Genomic DNA, 15,758 nt, shown 5'->3' with positions numbered 1-15,758 from the left:
TTCGTCAGAAAACGGAGTTTTTCGAGTTTGACGGTCCTCGACCGTGAATTACGGGACTACATCCATTGGTTCAATCATATTCGAATTCAAGGAACACTGGGATACCTGACGCCGAAAGAGTACAAACAGAGACACCTCTTAAAAACTGTCTAGTTTAGTGTTGACAATCCAGCTTCCCGCTCGAGGCGGTCGCGCTCGATGCCGGGTATTACACGACCGAGATCGCGAAGGCGCTGACCGAACGCGGCATATTCGCCGTCATCGCCCGTCGGCGCTTCGGCGGGAAAAAGGGGATGTTCCGCAAGACACGGTACACCTACGTCCCGGAAGAGGACGTGTACATCTGTCCGGCGCGTCAGCGCCTCACCTACCAGACGACGGATCGGCACGGCTACCATCACTATGTCTCCGACCCCGCCATCTGCCGGAACTGCCCGCTCCTTGAGAAATGTACATCCAGCAAATCACACCGTCGCGACATCACCCGACACATCGACGAACCCTACCGCGAAGCGGTGAACGCGAAGCGGTGAACGCGAACCGCCTCTCGGCTTCCGGACAATATCTCTATCGGCTTCGTCCACAGACGGTCGAGCGCTCGTTCGCCGACGGGAAAGAGCTCCACGGGCTCCGTTTCACCTTCTACAGGGGGATCAAGAAGGTCCAACGCGCCAATCTGGTGGCAGCCACCGCACAAAACATGAAGAAGCTGGCCAATCTGTTGGCCAGAAAAGACTGTCTACATAGCATTTCTTCAATTTTATGGGGGCAGAACGCCTCAAGAAACCGGGAACCACAAAAAAGGACGAACCAGGTCGCAAGATGCGACCTGGTTCGTCAACAAGCTGCCGGTCATGAAATCATGACCGGTTATTTTTTAAAAATCCATCGTTTTTGAACATAATAACTGATGAAAAAGAGAAAGCTATCCACGATAATTTTCAAGACGACTTCTCCTTGTCTAAATAGGAGAAACAGAAGATAAACCAATAGTGCCGAGATCGCCATTTGGAGAACGACGAGTCCAAAATACTTGGAAAGTGATCGACGTGCCTTCGAATGGAAGACTACTTTTCGATTGACAAAATAATTGAATAGAGAGGAAATGACTCGTGCGAGTACCGTTGCAACGATGACATGGGCTGTATCGAAGTACGGGGATAATAAATAGATGAAGACTGCATATACTCCAACATCGACAAGGAACGAAGCGACTGACGATATCGAATACATCAAGAACATTCGGTAAATCAAAATCGAGTCGAGTATCGGTCTGAAATGAGATGAATCATTTTCGTTCTCGTAAACCGTCTGAATGGTCGTTTGTTGAATTGGGACCTGTAGCCGTTTCGTGAACGTGAGCATATTCATCTCAAACTCGTATCGACTTCCCGGAATGTCCAATAATTGTCTCGCGTATCGCATCGGGATCGCACGTAACCCGGTCTGAGTATCTTTCAGTTTTAATCCGCTCCCAATCAACATAACGAGCCTTGTCGCCTGATTCCCAAATCGACTTCGAAATGGAATCTCCTCCCCACTAAAATCACGACATCCCATGATGAGATGGTGCGGCTTATTCACACCTTCCTCATATACGTTGACAACATCTTCAGGCAGGTGCTGTCCATCGGCGTCGACCGTGATGACCCCTAAACGATTAGGATACGTATTTACAATATATTTTAATCCTGTCTTCAAAGCAGCCCCTTTCCCTTGATTCTGATCATGGGTCAATACTTGATCAACTAAAGGTGTCACTGCATCAAAGGTCGATTGTGCTGAAGCACCGCTACCGTCATTGACAACGATAATCGATAAAAATCCATTTGCTCTCAACTTCTCAACGAGTGTGACGAGTGCATCATCAGGGTTATAGGCAGGAATTAAAATCGTATACGCTTGACGTGCTTCTACTTTATGCATTTGCATCGCCACCCCTCCTCTCCCTTCCCTTATACCCGATGGAACGGATTCGCATGCCAACAAAAAAAGCATCAGCACGAGGCTGATGCTACAAAATCATCCGATGAAAATCAAATAGGAAGAAACAAAATAAACGACTAAGACGAGTAGTGAAGGTATCGCATACCGAACTTTCGACGTGACATTTTGACGGAGCACACTATACATAACAAGGATGGACAGAATCGTGATTCCGACCGCAGAGACGAGATGAGACGTCGAGACATCTGCCAGAATCGAACCGTTGCGATAGAATACATCTGACATAGCGATGATGAGCATGTTAAAAATATTGCTACCGAGAATCGAACCGAACGCTAAGTTTACGTTTCGAAGTTTAAGTGCCATGAAGACAGCGACTGCTTCTGGTAACGATGTTGATGCGGCGATTAAAAAGCTTCCGACAAAACTTGAACCGAGTCCCGTGACGACGGCAATCTGATCCCCTGTGATCGATAGGGCTGTACCTGCTGCCATAATCATGATAGCAGCAATCAGAAAACCAACGACTGCCCGTTTTAACGTGATGTCTTCATATTTACTGACGACAACTTCTTCCTCCACTTCTTGTTCAGCGACCGGATCTTTCGGCTGCTTACCGATATAGTAAATTCCAATCGCATAGAGAATGGCAATCAAGAGCGCGTCGATTCCGATTCCGATGAACGTCATATCAACACGGACGATCAAAGCAACCAATGTCGTGAAAGTCAATAATAAGCCGAGCCCCGCCGTGTATAAATGGTCCTGGCTCGCATAGTTAAACAGTTGTTTTTGACGGAAATATAAGTCGAACATCGCTAAGATGAAAATATTGAATAAGTTGGACCCGAGCATATTCCCAATCGCGATATCGGGGTTATTAATCATGACGGCCGAAATACTCGTCGTCACTTCAGGTAACGACGTCGCCCCTGCCAATAGGACGGTTCCGATGAGCATCCCACCCATTTTCGACTTCTCTGTCATGACATCAGCGTAAGTGGATAATTTAATCGCGGCAAAGACCGTAATAGCCGCAGCTAATAAAAAATAAACAAATACCATTTTTTCTCCTCCTTGGATAAACAAAAAAGACCTTTTTATGGACGACAAAAACGCCCATAAAAAGGTCTTGCGTACTTGTAAAAGCTCGATGGACCGAGTGCAGACGCACTGTAATGACGACCCATCGACCACATATGTGGTCGCTACTCCCCTTTTTATCTTCCATTTGACTATAGCATGAACAAATCTAGTTGACAATCGAGTGACGCATGAGAATGACTAAATCCTTCACATCAAGTGCAGTGCGATAACCGAGTTCCTTCAAGCCAGTAAGCGTTGATGGTGACGAAAGTTCCGTCCAACCGGATTGGTACAGTTGCTGTCTGAAACGTGCAACTTCTTCTTCATCACATGTTTCACGTACAACGATTTCTCTTAACTCATACGCGGTCTGGCAAAGCGGTGCCACTTCCTGGATCCAGATGTCCTCATCGAAATTAATGACAATCGATTCGAGTAATTGTCTTACTTTTCGATCCTTCGCATTCTTCTCACCATAAAATAACAAATGAAGTTCTTGTTCATATAAACCAATCAAATCCGTCGAGCTCCGAAATGGTTCAAGCGCTAACAACAACTCATGATAATACCAAGATTGGTCTCTCATCGAACGTTCGAAGCGTTGCCACACCTTCATCCCTTCCATTTCTAAATCATAGCGAATGGAACGTAGATTATGTAGCTTGTCCGCCACGAACAGAGCAACTTCATCGAATTGAAGCGTTGACAGGCGTTGAAGGGTCATTTGCTTTCGTTGTTCCCAGGTCAAGTCTCGAATTTCCTCTGAGACCGCAAGAACGAGGCGAAGTACATCAGGACCAAACTTTGATAAAATTTCGCGCGGTTCCGTGTTGGTCTTCTCTATCACATCATGGAGTAGACCTGCTACAACGACAGCCGGTGGTTGTTGATCTGTTTCGAGTAGCAAAGCAACCGAAAAGGGATGAGACAAATATGGAATGGATGAACCATTACAATCCTGTCCTCCGTGACGTATAGACGAAAAGCGAATGGCCTCTTCTATGAGCGGGTTCATATCATGTACCCCCTTCTTTCGGATAAAAGCTCCAATATCTATTACCCGAAATTAGGCATAATTAACCTAAAAAACAAAGTGGTATTAGGTGAAAAGTCTCATCACTCTTCATATATCATCTTCTTCGTCATACCACCATCAACAATGAGGTTTTGTCCATTCACAAAATCATTTTTTCGGTCAATCAAATAGCGCACCGCACGGACGATATCTTCCGGTTCACCGACCCGACCCGATGGATGTTGTTCATGATCGATCTCACGTAACGACTCATCAGACGTGTGAATCCACCCCGGGCTGATCGCATTTACTGTAATCGGTCGTTCGCTCAATGAGATGGCTAGCGAGTACGTTAGACTGACGATTCCACCTTTTGAAGCCCCATATGCATCCCAGTGAGGTTCGTTTTGCGATGCTCTTGTTGAAGCCATATTGACGATTCTTCCGTACGACTCATCTTTATTCAGTTCTAAAAAGTATTTTGAACAACTAAATGTCCCGACTAAATTGACATCGATGACTCGTTTAAACGTGTCAATCTCGAGTTCATCAATCGGCTTGATCAGTGAAGCGATGCCTCCATTATTAATCAAGACATGGGCTCGACCAAATTGGTTATAAATCTCTTCGAAGACACGCTTGAGTTCAGACTTGTCACCAAGGTCAACCTGATAAAAATGTATACCTTCAACGTTTGGGTCTTCTCCAATGTCTAGCCCAATCACTTCATACTGATTTACGAAAGTTTGAGCAATCGCATAACCAATTCCTTGACTAACACCTGTTACAATCATCACGTCTTTCATCATTCATCCCTCCTAAAAGACTGTATACCCAAATCCTGATTAGTCGGACCATAGTTTTCGATTTGAGGTCGTAACAACACTCGCTCCCGCATCAAGAGCTGTTTGAACTTCTTCCGCTGTCTCGATTAGGCCGCCTGCGAATACCGGAATGCCTGTCCTTTCATGAACACGCTGTATATATTTCGGCACAATTCCAGGTAATACTTCGATATAGTCCGGTTTCGAACGTTCAATATGACGAATACTCTTTTCAAGTGAGAGTGAATCAATTAAAAACAAGCGTTGTACGGTCACGACACCTTTTTGCTTCGCCTTCACGATTACGTTTCCTTTCGTCGAGATAATGCCAAACGGTTTATATGTTTGACATATATATTCAGTCGCGAATTCATCCGCTTTCATTCCTTGTATCAGATCCATATGAATGAATACCTTTTTGTGATGGCTCCCCAGTAATTTAAAGATGGATTCCAATCGACTCATATGAATTTCCAATAACACGCCTAATTCGAGATCACTTGATAAAAAGCGTTCTAAATCACGCATGTCCCGTATCGCCGGCAAGAGTGATTGACCGTTTAACATCTGCTATTCCCCCCTATCTCCTCTCTCATTATGCAGACAGCCGTTTTTAGAAATCAAGGTTTACTCATTCAATATATCGGGAAAGTAAAATTAACTTGTGTTGAGGGGGATTTTAGTATGGTCAATGAAGTCACAGTAAAGGTCGAAACGCCAACACCGGAACAGCATCAAGCGTTGCGCGTCAAGGCAGGAATGCCTCGTCGGTCTGATGAAAGTACGGTCAAAGGACTTAAGAATACGCTTTTTGGGATCTGTTTATACTTAGATGACGAGATTGTGGGGATGGGGCGTGTCGTAGGTGACGGCGGAATGGTCTTTCATTTAGTTGATATTGTCGTAGACCCTGAATGCCAAGGACTCGGTCTTGGAAAGTTGATTATGGAGCATATGATGGATTGGATTTTAACTGAAGCAGACGAAACAGCCATCATCAGTCTGATTGCGGATATCCCTGCAGATGGATTATATCGACAGTTCGGCTTTGATTACTCAAGACCTGAATCCGTAGGGATGGAGTATCAGTGGAATCAATCAAACAGTTGAACCCCATCGTTAAAGGAGATGACTTATGGATGGATTAAACATCATCGTGTTGCTCGGATTGTCGCTCACTCTGATTTCCGTATTCAGCCTTCTGATTGAACGCCTATACTTCCCTAGCATTTTGGCGTTTATCGCCATCGGGGTAGGCGTTGGATTTTTCTGGGATGGAAACGAGGTATTCAAAGTCGCGGGTGAAATCGGAATCGTCCTCTTGTTTTTCTTGCTTGGTCTTAAGTTTCCCCTACGTCAGCTATGGAAACGGATGCGTAAAGTATGGAAAGCAGGAGTCCTTGACATCATCCTTTCGTTCGGTGTCTCATTTGGGATTGCCTTACTGTTTGGTCTGGATTTCCCTCGTGCTTTTTTAATCGGCGCCGTATTGTATGCGACAAGTTCTTCAATCTCGGCGAAGCTACTTGAGCGCCATTCCGAAAAACATGAAGATATTAAAGACTTTGTTCTCGCTTTACTCATATTCGAGGATATTTTTGCACCGCTATTACTAACGATTGCACCTTTCATTATTCAAGAGGAACCGGTGGCCATGAGTGACATCGGAAGAGTATTCACAGGATTTCTCATATTCGGGATACTGCTGTTCATTGGATCAAACTTCGTATCTAGACAGCAAAAGTTTTCTAAACATTTACTTAGGCAGGATGATGCTAGTATCGGTTTAATCGGACTTATTCTCTTTTTCGCCGGAATCGGGATAATGTTTGGCTTGTCCGAAATTTTAGGTGCGTTCATTGCTGGAATCATGTTAGCGGACATCCACGACGTCAGACCGCTCAAGCGATTGACTGTACCGGTTCGCGACTTATTTTTACCCATCTTCTTTATCTCATTTGGCATCTCAATCAATCTAGAGGAAGGTGTCATCGTAAACGCCCTATTCTTCGTCCTGATTGTGTGGGGCGTCTTATCGAAGTGGATTGTTGGTCGTGTCGGAGGAAGAATATACGGTCTGACACGAATCCAGGCCAATGAGGCCGGATTTTCGCTCGCTCCACGTGGCGAATTCTCTATATTATTTACCGCGCTTTCGAACGGAGCCATCAACTTGTTTGTCGGTCTCTATATTTTTGTATCCGCTATTGTCGGGATCATCTTATTCCGTTTCTCAGAATATTTGGCAGAAAAGACGGAACGGACACTCACGAAAGTATTGCCGGACAAGAAAAAAGAATAAGAGTGAACAGGCGAACCGTGACTCGGTCCGCCTGTTTTATCGTCTCCGTTAATCTTTTACCGTCTTTTTATGTTGACGTTTTTTTCGCCAGGTCAGGTATCCTACCATACCGATCAGCAACAGACCGTAAATCGTGTAGGAATAAGCATCAAGATACGTGAGAATTTCTTTCCAGTTCTCCCCTACCTTCATTCCTATCAATATGAGAATCGTGTTCCAAATGGCTGTCCCCACAGTACTGAGGAGTAAAAATTTCAAAAACGGCATATTCGACATCCCCGCAGGTATTGAAATGAGACTTCGGACGACAGGCATCAATCGCCCAAAGAACACCATCCATCCCCCGTATCGGTCAAACCAGGCATCTGCTTTTTTGACATCCTCTATATCAAGACGCAACCACTTTCCGTATCGCTTCGTCCATTTCTCAATCTGTTCAACATCGAATAATAGACCCATTCCATATAACAGAATTGCTCCAAGTATAGCTCCGGTCGTTGAGGCTACGACGACTAGTATAATTGAAAGGTTTGTCTTCACAGCAAAAAAACCGCCAAACAATAAAACAACTTCAGAAGGGATTGGCGGAAATACGTTCTCAATAAAAATCATGAACGCGATTCCTACGTATCCATATTGTTCGATTACTGAAATCATCCAGTCGCTCATTTTAAATGTCCCCCATTCCCACTCTGTATACCCGTCGATTCGCAAGTATAACCGCCAAGACATGCTACACTTTACATAAAAGGAACTGATGAATTTGGAAAGAATCTTTCGCTGTCCATGGTGCGGTACCGACCCGTTATACGTCAGCTACCACGACAAGGAATGGGGAAAGCCCATACACGATGATACGAAACATTTTGAATGTTTGACCCTTGAGAGTGCGCAGGCTGGACTGAGTTGGATCACGATTTTACGAAAACGAGAAAATTATCGATTGGCCTATGCTAACTTTGAGGTACAACGAGTTGCCAGCTTTACCGATGAGGTTGTGAAAAGACTTCTATCCGATAGCGGAATCGTGAGGAATCGTCGAAAAATCGAGGCGTCGATCAATAATGCAAAACAGTTCATCAAAATACAGGAAGAGTTTGGCTCGTTTGATTCATACATCTGGTCATTCGTCGATCATGAACCTATCATCAATGCATGGGATCGACTTGAAGATGTTCCCGCAACGACGGAACTATCTGAACAATTGAGTAAAGACCTCAAACGACGCGGGTTTAAGTTTTTAGGACCGACAACGGTTTATGCCCACCTACAAGCGACCGGTCTCGTCAATGATCATCTCACCTCTTGCACGTTCCGTTAATTTAAGACCAGCTATCAAAAACATCTTTACTTTTCCCCACTTGTTGTGACAATATTTTGACAAAGTGATACTCAATCACTGAAATCATTTTCATATTTATTATCTTTCGGGGGGATGTTGATGAACGGAATTTTAGTGTCCATCGTCGTGTACATGGCACTGATGGTCCTACTTGGGATCATCGCGTATCGGAGAACAAGCAGCATCAGAGATTACATGTTGGGTGGACGGGCGTTAGGTCCCGGGGTCGCCGCCTTATCTGCCGGTGCATCAGACATGAGTGGATGGCTCTTAATGGGATTGCCTGGTGCAATGTATGCGTCAGGGATTTCAAGTGGCTGGATGGAAGAACTATGCCGCTTCTCTCTTCGGTACGTTTGGGACATTGTATGAAATGATTCCAGCATTCTTCTTGTCGGCGCTCGCCATCTATATCGTGAGCTTGATGACGCCGCCATCAAATGAGGTCGTTCAACGTGATTTTGACCACATGCAAGACATGGTCAAGGAACATATCAAATAATTCTCATGACAGGTCAAAAACGACCTGTCTTTATTTATATAAGCAGGATTTTTTTTAATTATCGACGAATTTTATGGTTATCGAACGAATCTGTCGTGAAAAGGAGAATCGGGATGAAACCAATCAAAATCGTCTCTCGCCTTACCTTCCTGCCTAGCTTAGTTGTATTATTTGCTTGTAGTACGACTCCAGCAACAAATCAAGAAGTATCAGTAGAAGTAGAAGAACCCATTGTCGAGGTTCCTGAAGAAGCACCACCCATCGAACCTGAGCCGCTTGTTACGACGGCCTCTCTCTATGCGATCGGCGATGTACTTCTTCATGACTCGGTATACAACGCGGCTCGTGTCGATGACGGGTATGACTTTGATTCTGCGTTCGAACAGATTTCTCCGATATTGAGTCGCGCCGATATTTCAATTGCCAACCAAGAGAGTATGATTGGTGGAAGTGAAATCGGACTGTCGAGCTACCCGGCATTTAACAGCCCGTATGAGATTGGAGATGCTTTGAAACGGGCGGGAATCGATTTGGTCACAACGGCGAATAATCATACGCTCGACCGCGGGGTTCGTGCCATCGAGAACTCAATCGGGTATTGGAATGAAATCGGGATGCCTTATACCGGCTCCTTTTTATCCGCTGAAGACAAAGCAAACATTCGGACGTTGACAGCCAATGACATTTCTTTTTCCTTCCTCGCATACACGTACGGGACGAATGGAGTCGTCCCGAAGCAGCCATATCACGTGAACTATATCGACCTCGCGCAAATGCAACCAGAGATTGAGAAGGCGGAACAGTCGACTGACATGACCGTCGTCTCCCTCCATTTTGGAACGGAGTACGAACCGTTACCGAATGAGGGTCAAACCGAACTCGCACAAGCGTTAGCAGACCTTGGGGTCGACATCATCATCGGTCACCACCCTCATGTGCTGCAACCCCCAGCGATGCTAGAAGGAGTCAACGGCAATCAGACATTTGTTGTCTACTCACTCGGTAATTTCCTTTCAGGCCAACAAGGGGATGATCGAAATACAGGTGGGATCATTGGGATTGATGTCGTCAAAACAATCGAAGATAACAGTGTGACTTTTGAATTGAAGAATCCCATGTTCTATCCGACGTTTGCTCGAAAATCTATCGGTGGATCGTATGAAGTCGCCCCATTAGAAGTTGCTCGCCCTAAACTCATCTCCCCTATCAGTAATCACATGTCTCAGTGGTTACCACAACTCAAGATTGAACAATGACAACCACGAAAAAAGTTCGTGGTTTTTTCTTTTTTCAAAAAAAGGTTGCTACTTAAATTATTATCCCTTACACTAAATCGTATATTTATAAAAAAAAACTAATAATTATTCATAAGAGGTGTTCACATTTTGAAACAGAAACTCGTATTGGCTTATTCAGGTGGACTTGATACATCGGTTGCAATTAAATGGTTGGATGAACAAGGGTATGATGTCATTGCGGTATGTTTAAACGTTGGGGAAGGAAAAGATTTAGAAAAGATTCAGCAGAAAGCAATGAAAGTTGGAGCGAAAAAATCCATCGTCATCGATGCGGTCGATGAATTCGTCAACGAGTTCGCTCGTTATTCGATGCAGGCCCATACATTATATGAAGGCGTATATCCACTCGTTTCGGCACTATCTCGTCCCCTCATCTCGAAAAAATTGGTCGAGGTCGCACAAGCAGAAGGAGCTGTCGCTGTGGCTCATGGATGTACAGGGAAAGGAAATGACCAAGTGCGTTTCGAAGTGTCCATTCACGCACTCGACCCTTCACTGGAAATCGTCGCACCCGTTCGTGAATGGAAGTGGTCACGTGAGGAAGAGATCGCGTACGCGGCGAAACATCATATCCCTATTCCAATCGTTCAAGAAGAGCCTTTCTCGATCGATCAGAACATCTGGGGACGCGCCATCGAATGCGGCATTTTAGAAGATCCTTGGGCGGCACCACCTGAGAGTGCTTATGAGTTAACTGCAGCAATCGAGGATACACCACACGAACCGACTTTCCTTGAAATTGAATTCAAGAACGGGGTGCCGGTCGCCATTGATGGGAAGAGCCAACCGTTCACCGACCTCTTAAAAGAGCTCAATATCGTCGCTGGTGCGCATGGCGTCGGTAAGATTGACCACATCGAGAACCGTGTCGTCGGTATCAAATCACGTGAGGTGTATGAGGCACCTGGTGCCATGACATTGATCACGGCCCATAAAGCTCTTGAAGCCTTGACACTCGTGCGTGAAGTCGCGCATTTCAAACCGATTGTCGAGCAAAAGTTAACGGAGACCATCTATAATGGACTTTGGTATTCTCCGCTCACGAAGGCACTTCTTGCCTTTATCGATGAGACACAGGCAACCGTCACAGGCACAGTTCGGATGAAGCTGTTTAAAGGGCACGCCATCGTCGACGGCCGCAAGTCCCCAATCTCACTCTACGATGAGGAACTTGCGACATATACATCGGCGGACACGTTCGATCAGCAAGCAGCTGTCGGATTCATCAAGTTATGGGGCTTGCCAACAAAAGTTCAATCAGAGGTGTTGATGGAAAAAGGAGCGTTCGTCAATGAGTAAACTATGGGGAGGCCGTTTCGAGAAGACGGCGAGTGATTGGGTCGATGCGTTCGGTGCATCGATTAAATTTGACGCTCAACTCGTTCTTGAAGATTTAGAAGGTAGCATGGCTCACGTGACGATGCTAGGTGACCAGGGCATCCTCTTAAAGGAGGAGGTCACTCAAATACTTGATGGATTACAACAACTTAAGCAAAAAGCACATGCAGGTGAATTGGAATTCGAAGTATATCACGAAGATATTCATATGAACTTAGAAGCTCTGCTTCATGAAGCGATCGGACCGGTTGCCGGGAAAATGCATACGGCACGTAGTCGAAACGATCAAGTCGCGACCGATATGCATCTTTACTTGAAAGTACGTGTGAAAGAAGTGATTCAATTGATTGAATTACTTCAGCAGGAACTCCATGCACACGCTTCAGACCATGTCGAGACGATCATGCCTGGCTATACGCACCTTCAGCGCGCGCAACCAATCTCACTGGCTCATCACTTACTCACCTATTTTTGGATGCTCGAGCGGGATAAAGAACGCTTCACCGACAGTTTGAAACGAATCGATTGGTCACCGCTTGGAGCAGGCGCGCTTGCCGGAACAACTTTCCCAATTGACCGGACCCGATCAGCTGAACTTCTCGGATTCAATCGGGTCTACCCGAACAGTCTCGATGCCGTGAGCGATCGTGACTTCATTCTCGAGTTCCTTTCAAATGCGTCGATGCTCATGATGCACCTCTCCCGATTCTGCGAGGAATTGATTCTTTGGGCGAGTGAAGAATATCGCTTCATCACGGTGTCGGACACCTTCTCTACCGGTTCAAGTATGATGCCACAAAAGAAAAATCCGGACATGGCCGAACTCGTCCGTGGAAAATCGGGTCGAGTGATTGGAAATTTGATGGGATTGTTGACGCTCATGAAAGGACTTCCGCTCGCTTATAATAAAGATTTACAGGAAGATAAAGAAGGAATGTTCGATACGGTCAAGACCGTCCAAGGCTCTCTTAGTATCATGGCTGGGATGATGAATGAATTGACGTTCCACCCGGACGTCATGAAACAAGCGACCGAACGTGATTTTTCTAATGCGACCGAGCTCGCCGATTATTTGACAGCAAAAGGGTTGCCGTTCCGCGAGGCGCACGAGGTGACAGGAAAACTAGTCAAGCATTGCGTGAATGAACGATTATATTTATGTGAGCTTCCGATTGAAGTGTTTCAAAGCCATTCCACCTTGATTGAAAAAGATGTGTATGTCGCCCTCACCCCTGAACAGGCCGTTAAACGTCGGAACAGTTATGGTGGCACAGGATTTGATGCCGTCCGCGAACAGTTGAAGGAAGCTTCAGAATGTATGAAAATGATGATTTCTTCCTAACAGATTTGATCCGTCACTCTATGGAGTGGCGGATCTTTTACTTTCCTTTTTCGTTCAATCGCTCAACAAATGATTCGAGACCCTCATCTAGTAAAATTTCGAACACTTCCATCATCTCATCAATCGAGTTCTCATTGACGTCTAGTAAATATTGGAGAACTACTCCATCAATTGCGCCAATCAACCATGAACTAAAGGCCTGATTCAAACGGGTATTTTCTAACCCATACAAATGAATCAATAATTGCTCGATTTGTTTCGTCCATTCAGAGTATTTGACTTTCAATTTTGCTTGCGCATCCATATTTCCTAATAATACGTCGTGAGCGAAATGATATTGAAGCCGATTCTCTGCATCTTTATAAAATCGATTGGCCGTGTTTTGTACAATCTCTTCCTTCACTAGTTCTTTCGAAAATGATTCGTTAGTTACTTCTTTAGCGATTTGAGAGGAAACTGACAAACTTTCATCTAAAAGATCATATAATAAATCCTCTTTATTTTTATAGTGATGATAGATGGCTCCAGTCGTCATGTTCGCTTCTTCGGCAATCGCTCTAACCGTCGCCCCATTGGCACCATGTCGTATGATCACTTTTTTTGCAGCAGCAAGAATTTTTGTTTTTCCATCCACTTTCAATTTATCCCCTTTCGATTCCACTTTAGAATAACATAGCCCGAACTAGGTTTCGCTTCAATATTGTGAATAAATTCACATTGACTATTGATAAATATTAGCCTATACTAAAAACATAACAAACGTTATGTTTGTTAAATTCAAATGAGAAGGTGAAATTGATGAACGTATGGCCTCATGTAATTTCAATGCCACTCTATTTAGGTCTATTGTTAGGAATCGTTGTTTTCTTTCGTAAACACTACAAATTGTCCGCCTATTTTTGGCTCGCTTCGCTGTTGACGATCCCGTTATGGATGATGGGAAATGTAGATGGATGGTTTAGATGGGCAAAAATTGTAAGCGTTATTATCCCGACGATTATCGTTGGTTTTTCTCGAATCGCAATATATGAAAATAAACAAGGTCGCATCTGGGATTTCTTGAAGCGAGATGAATTTTTATGGTTCTTTTATGGAATTCTATTTTTGAATATTGCCGAAGCAACCATCAAGGATGCAACACTTGGAAACTATTTTAATGCCGCTTGTGGGTTTTTACTTTGTGTCACGATTCCGTTTGCTCCGACTTTTTGGAGGTTTGCAAAAGAAGGTTATGCTGATCTCGTCGCATATACGACCGGATCTTGGAATTTTATCTATACGACATGGAATGCTTGTTTTGTATATGCCGAATCACCAACTTATTTTGCAAGTTCTCTCTGTATTTTAATTGCTGCCGAACTTTATCCAGTGCTAAAAGGTAGACCAGAATTATATATCACTGCCCGAATCTATACGTTAGCAGCTCATCTGCTAATTCGAGCATGCTATGATGTCTTCCCGACTGTTATGAATTCCTCGACTTGGTTCAATCCAGAAGTATTGAGAACGTGGGGAATGATTAATTTTGTCATCATTGTTCCTTATGTATTTTGGCATATGTGGCAACTTCATAATAATAAAGCGACCTTGAGTTTTAAGAGAGTTAAAGCGAGTTAACGTTCGTATTGCGTATCAATTTTCGCCTTCAATTGCTCAATTTTGAACAATATTTTTTATAAAGGAGTCATTTATCATGGGAATACTATACGAGCAAACAGATCTTGTAGGCTGGGGAATATGGTTATTTGTTCTATTTGCGCTCATGGCTTTCAATGAATTCAGTCGGACGACAAAATGGGGTGGATTGACTCTATTTTTGATTGTTCCAGTCGTTTTAACTATATTTGTTTGGCCAACGACAGCGTCACCGGGAAATGAATATGGAACAGGTACGTGGTTCAACTGGGTGAAGACTTATTCTGCACTCGCGGGGTGCCTTGGCTTTATGCTAATTCGTTATCGCCCTACTTTATTAAACAATAAATGGATCCTTTTATTCCCTCCTGGTATATTGGCGCTAAACATATTAGAAGCATGCATTCGTGACTTTCAAGTTTATTTTTATAACGTCCCGAACGGAGCATATATTGATAACTTGTGGGTCATGTCTGGTCCGTGGAACTTAATGAACGGGGTCGCTGGACTACTAAATATCATTGCGATTTGTGGATGGGTTGGAATCAAGATTTCAAAAGACCAATCGAAAGATATGATATGGCCTGACATGATTTGGCCATGGATTATCGCCTATGATCTTTGGAACTTTGCATACGTCTACAACTGTATATCTGACCATTCATTTTATGCGGGATTTGCACTTTTACTCGCTTGTACGATTCCTTCATTTTTTATCAAAAAAGGAGCATGGTTACAGCACCGTGCACATACACTCGCTTTATGGATCATGTTTGTCATGACTGTCCCATCTTTTGTCGACCGGTTGGCACCTGTTCCATCCACTCATAATCCGAGAGCATTTTTCATCGTTAGTCTTATCTCTCTTATTTCGAATATAGCACTTGTGTCTTACCAATTTTATCGAATCCGCCAACGTAATCTTCATCCACTCAAGGATGAAATCTATGCTGATACAAAAGCATATCAGACAGTTCTAAGTCAAAATGGACTTTAACAAAAAATACACCAGAGACAAATATCTCTGGTGTATTTTTACAGGCTGTTGACTAACATGAATCATATCGCTCGCCTTTCCGGCGCCCACGCTTTCCGCAGGCAATCCCGGAGCCGCATCGCGACTTGGG

General features: G+C 44.2%; 18 protein-coding genes and 2 pseudogenes. 13 read left to right on the top strand and 7 right to left on the bottom strand.

The genetic code is table 11. The annotated features are described in order from the left end of the window. The 3 genes and pseudogenes from KNO76_RS13465 to KNO76_RS14310 form a co-directional block, all read left to right on the top strand. Nucleotides 1-153: IS3 family transposase (locus tag KNO76_RS13465; RefSeq protein WP_214885940.1), on the top strand; the 153-nt coding region annotated here is incomplete at its 5' end. Between the two features lie 140 nt (nucleotides 154-293). Beyond that, entirely contained in the window at nucleotides 294-533 is a 240-nt protein-coding gene (locus KNO76_RS14270) for a transposase (RefSeq protein WP_214885934.1), read from the top strand. Continuing rightward, a pseudogene (locus KNO76_RS14310) lies at nucleotides 449-733 on the top strand (transposase); the annotation flags it as partial. The gene KNO76_RS14270 and the pseudogene KNO76_RS14310, both read left to right, overlap by 85 nt. Before the next feature lie 137 nt (nucleotides 734-870). Here the strand turns inward: KNO76_RS14310 and KNO76_RS13450 are convergent. The 5 genes from KNO76_RS13450 to KNO76_RS13430 all read right to left on the bottom strand — a co-directional run bounded on the left by KNO76_RS13450 (nucleotide 871) and on the right by KNO76_RS13430 (nucleotide 5,439). Further along, complete coding sequence (locus KNO76_RS13450; RefSeq protein ID WP_214885932.1) at nucleotides 871-1,932, bottom strand: bifunctional glycosyltransferase family 2/GtrA family protein; 1,062 nt, start codon at nucleotides 1,930-1,932, stop codon at nucleotides 871-873. Between the two features lie 90 nt (nucleotides 1,933-2,022). After that, nucleotides 2,023-3,012, bottom strand: a complete 990-nt coding sequence (locus KNO76_RS13445) for a sodium:calcium antiporter (RefSeq protein ID WP_214885931.1) — start codon at nucleotides 3,010-3,012, stop codon at nucleotides 2,023-2,025. Between the two features lie 187 nt (nucleotides 3,013-3,199). Further along, on the bottom strand, nucleotides 3,200-4,048 hold the full coding sequence (locus tag KNO76_RS13440; protein ID WP_214885930.1) for an HD domain-containing protein: 849 nt from the start codon (nucleotides 4,046-4,048) through the stop codon (nucleotides 3,200-3,202). Between the two features lie 101 nt (nucleotides 4,049-4,149). Next, a complete protein-coding gene (locus KNO76_RS13435; RefSeq protein ID WP_353047892.1) occupies nucleotides 4,150-4,854 on the bottom strand; it encodes an SDR family NAD(P)-dependent oxidoreductase in 705 nt (234 codons plus the stop codon). Nucleotides 4,855-4,893: 39 nt separating this feature from the next. Beyond that, the gene (locus KNO76_RS13430; protein ID WP_214885928.1) at nucleotides 4,894-5,439 is read right to left on the bottom strand and encodes a glycerol-3-phosphate responsive antiterminator; all 546 of its coding nucleotides are present in this window, start codon (nucleotides 5,437-5,439) and stop codon (nucleotides 4,894-4,896) included. Between the two features lie 117 nt (nucleotides 5,440-5,556). On the opposite strand from KNO76_RS13430, the gene KNO76_RS13425 reads away from it, so the two are divergent. Both KNO76_RS13425 and KNO76_RS13420 read left to right on the top strand, forming a co-directional pair. Further along, on the top strand, nucleotides 5,557-5,982 hold the full coding sequence (locus KNO76_RS13425) for a GNAT family N-acetyltransferase (RefSeq protein WP_214885926.1): 426 nt from the start codon (nucleotides 5,557-5,559) through the stop codon (nucleotides 5,980-5,982). 25 nt (nucleotides 5,983-6,007) lie between these two features. Continuing rightward, the gene (locus tag KNO76_RS13420; protein ID WP_214885925.1) at nucleotides 6,008-7,174 is read left to right on the top strand and encodes a cation:proton antiporter; all 1,167 of its coding nucleotides are present in this window, start codon (nucleotides 6,008-6,010) and stop codon (nucleotides 7,172-7,174) included. Between the two features lie 48 nt (nucleotides 7,175-7,222). Here KNO76_RS13420 and KNO76_RS13415 read toward each other — a convergent pair whose 3' ends face one another. Further along, nucleotides 7,223-7,843 carry a DedA family protein gene (locus tag KNO76_RS13415; protein WP_214885938.1) on the bottom strand — a complete coding sequence of 207 codons (621 nt, stop codon included), beginning with the start codon at nucleotides 7,841-7,843 and terminating at the stop codon, nucleotides 7,223-7,225. Between the two features lie 94 nt (nucleotides 7,844-7,937). Here KNO76_RS13415 and KNO76_RS13410 point away from each other — a divergent pair, with 94 nt between their 5' ends. The 6 genes and pseudogenes from KNO76_RS13410 (at nucleotide 7,938) to argH (ending at nucleotide 12,996) form a co-directional block, all read left to right on the top strand. Beyond that, nucleotides 7,938-8,495 (top strand): DNA-3-methyladenine glycosylase I, encoded by a 558-nt coding sequence (locus KNO76_RS13410; RefSeq protein ID WP_251128020.1) that lies wholly within the window; start codon nucleotides 7,938-7,940, stop codon nucleotides 8,493-8,495. A 120-nt stretch (nucleotides 8,496-8,615) separates the two neighbouring features. Continuing rightward, nucleotides 8,616-8,840: pseudogene (locus KNO76_RS13405) on the top strand (sodium:solute symporter family transporter); the annotation flags it as partial. Beyond that, on the top strand, nucleotides 8,830-9,018 hold the full coding sequence (locus KNO76_RS13400; RefSeq protein WP_214885941.1) for a hypothetical protein: 189 nt from the start codon (nucleotides 8,830-8,832) through the stop codon (nucleotides 9,016-9,018). The pseudogene KNO76_RS13405 and the gene KNO76_RS13400, both read left to right, overlap by 11 nt. Nucleotides 9,019-9,131: 113 nt before the next feature. Then, nucleotides 9,132-10,274, top strand: coding sequence for a CapA family protein (locus KNO76_RS13395; protein ID WP_214885921.1), 1,143 nt, complete (start codon nucleotides 9,132-9,134; stop codon nucleotides 10,272-10,274). A 126-nt stretch (nucleotides 10,275-10,400) separates the two neighbouring features. Continuing rightward, complete coding sequence (locus tag KNO76_RS13390; RefSeq protein ID WP_214885936.1) at nucleotides 10,401-11,615, top strand: argininosuccinate synthase; 1,215 nt, start codon at nucleotides 10,401-10,403, stop codon at nucleotides 11,613-11,615. Next, nucleotides 11,608-12,996, top strand: a complete 1,389-nt coding sequence (argH, locus tag KNO76_RS13385; RefSeq protein ID WP_214885919.1) for an argininosuccinate lyase — start codon at nucleotides 11,608-11,610, stop codon at nucleotides 12,994-12,996. The genes KNO76_RS13390 and argH overlap by 8 nt, the downstream gene beginning before the upstream one ends. A 37-nt stretch (nucleotides 12,997-13,033) precedes the next feature. Here argH and KNO76_RS13380 read toward each other — a convergent pair whose 3' ends face one another. After that, nucleotides 13,034-13,630, bottom strand: a complete 597-nt coding sequence (locus KNO76_RS13380) for a TetR/AcrR family transcriptional regulator (protein WP_214885917.1) — start codon at nucleotides 13,628-13,630, stop codon at nucleotides 13,034-13,036. A gap of 164 nt (nucleotides 13,631-13,794) precedes the next feature. Here KNO76_RS13380 and KNO76_RS13375 point away from each other — a divergent pair, with 164 nt between their 5' ends. Together KNO76_RS13375 and KNO76_RS13370 are read left to right on the top strand one after the other, a co-directional pair. Continuing rightward, nucleotides 13,795-14,613, top strand: a complete 819-nt coding sequence (locus KNO76_RS13375; protein WP_026825882.1) for a hypothetical protein — start codon at nucleotides 13,795-13,797, stop codon at nucleotides 14,611-14,613. A gap of 76 nt (nucleotides 14,614-14,689) precedes the next feature. Beyond that, nucleotides 14,690-15,628 carry a DUF5692 family protein gene (locus KNO76_RS13370; protein WP_026825881.1) on the top strand — a complete coding sequence of 313 codons (939 nt, stop codon included), beginning with the start codon at nucleotides 14,690-14,692 and terminating at the stop codon, nucleotides 15,626-15,628. The last annotated feature ends 130 nt before the right edge of the window (nucleotides 15,629-15,758 follow it).

It is taken from the genome of Exiguobacterium sp. s101, assembly GCF_018617835.1.
GTDB classification, from domain to species: domain Bacteria; phylum Bacillota; class Bacilli; order Exiguobacteriales; family Exiguobacteriaceae; genus Exiguobacterium; species Exiguobacterium marinum.
This window is presented reverse-complemented; position numbering and strand designations above follow the sequence as displayed.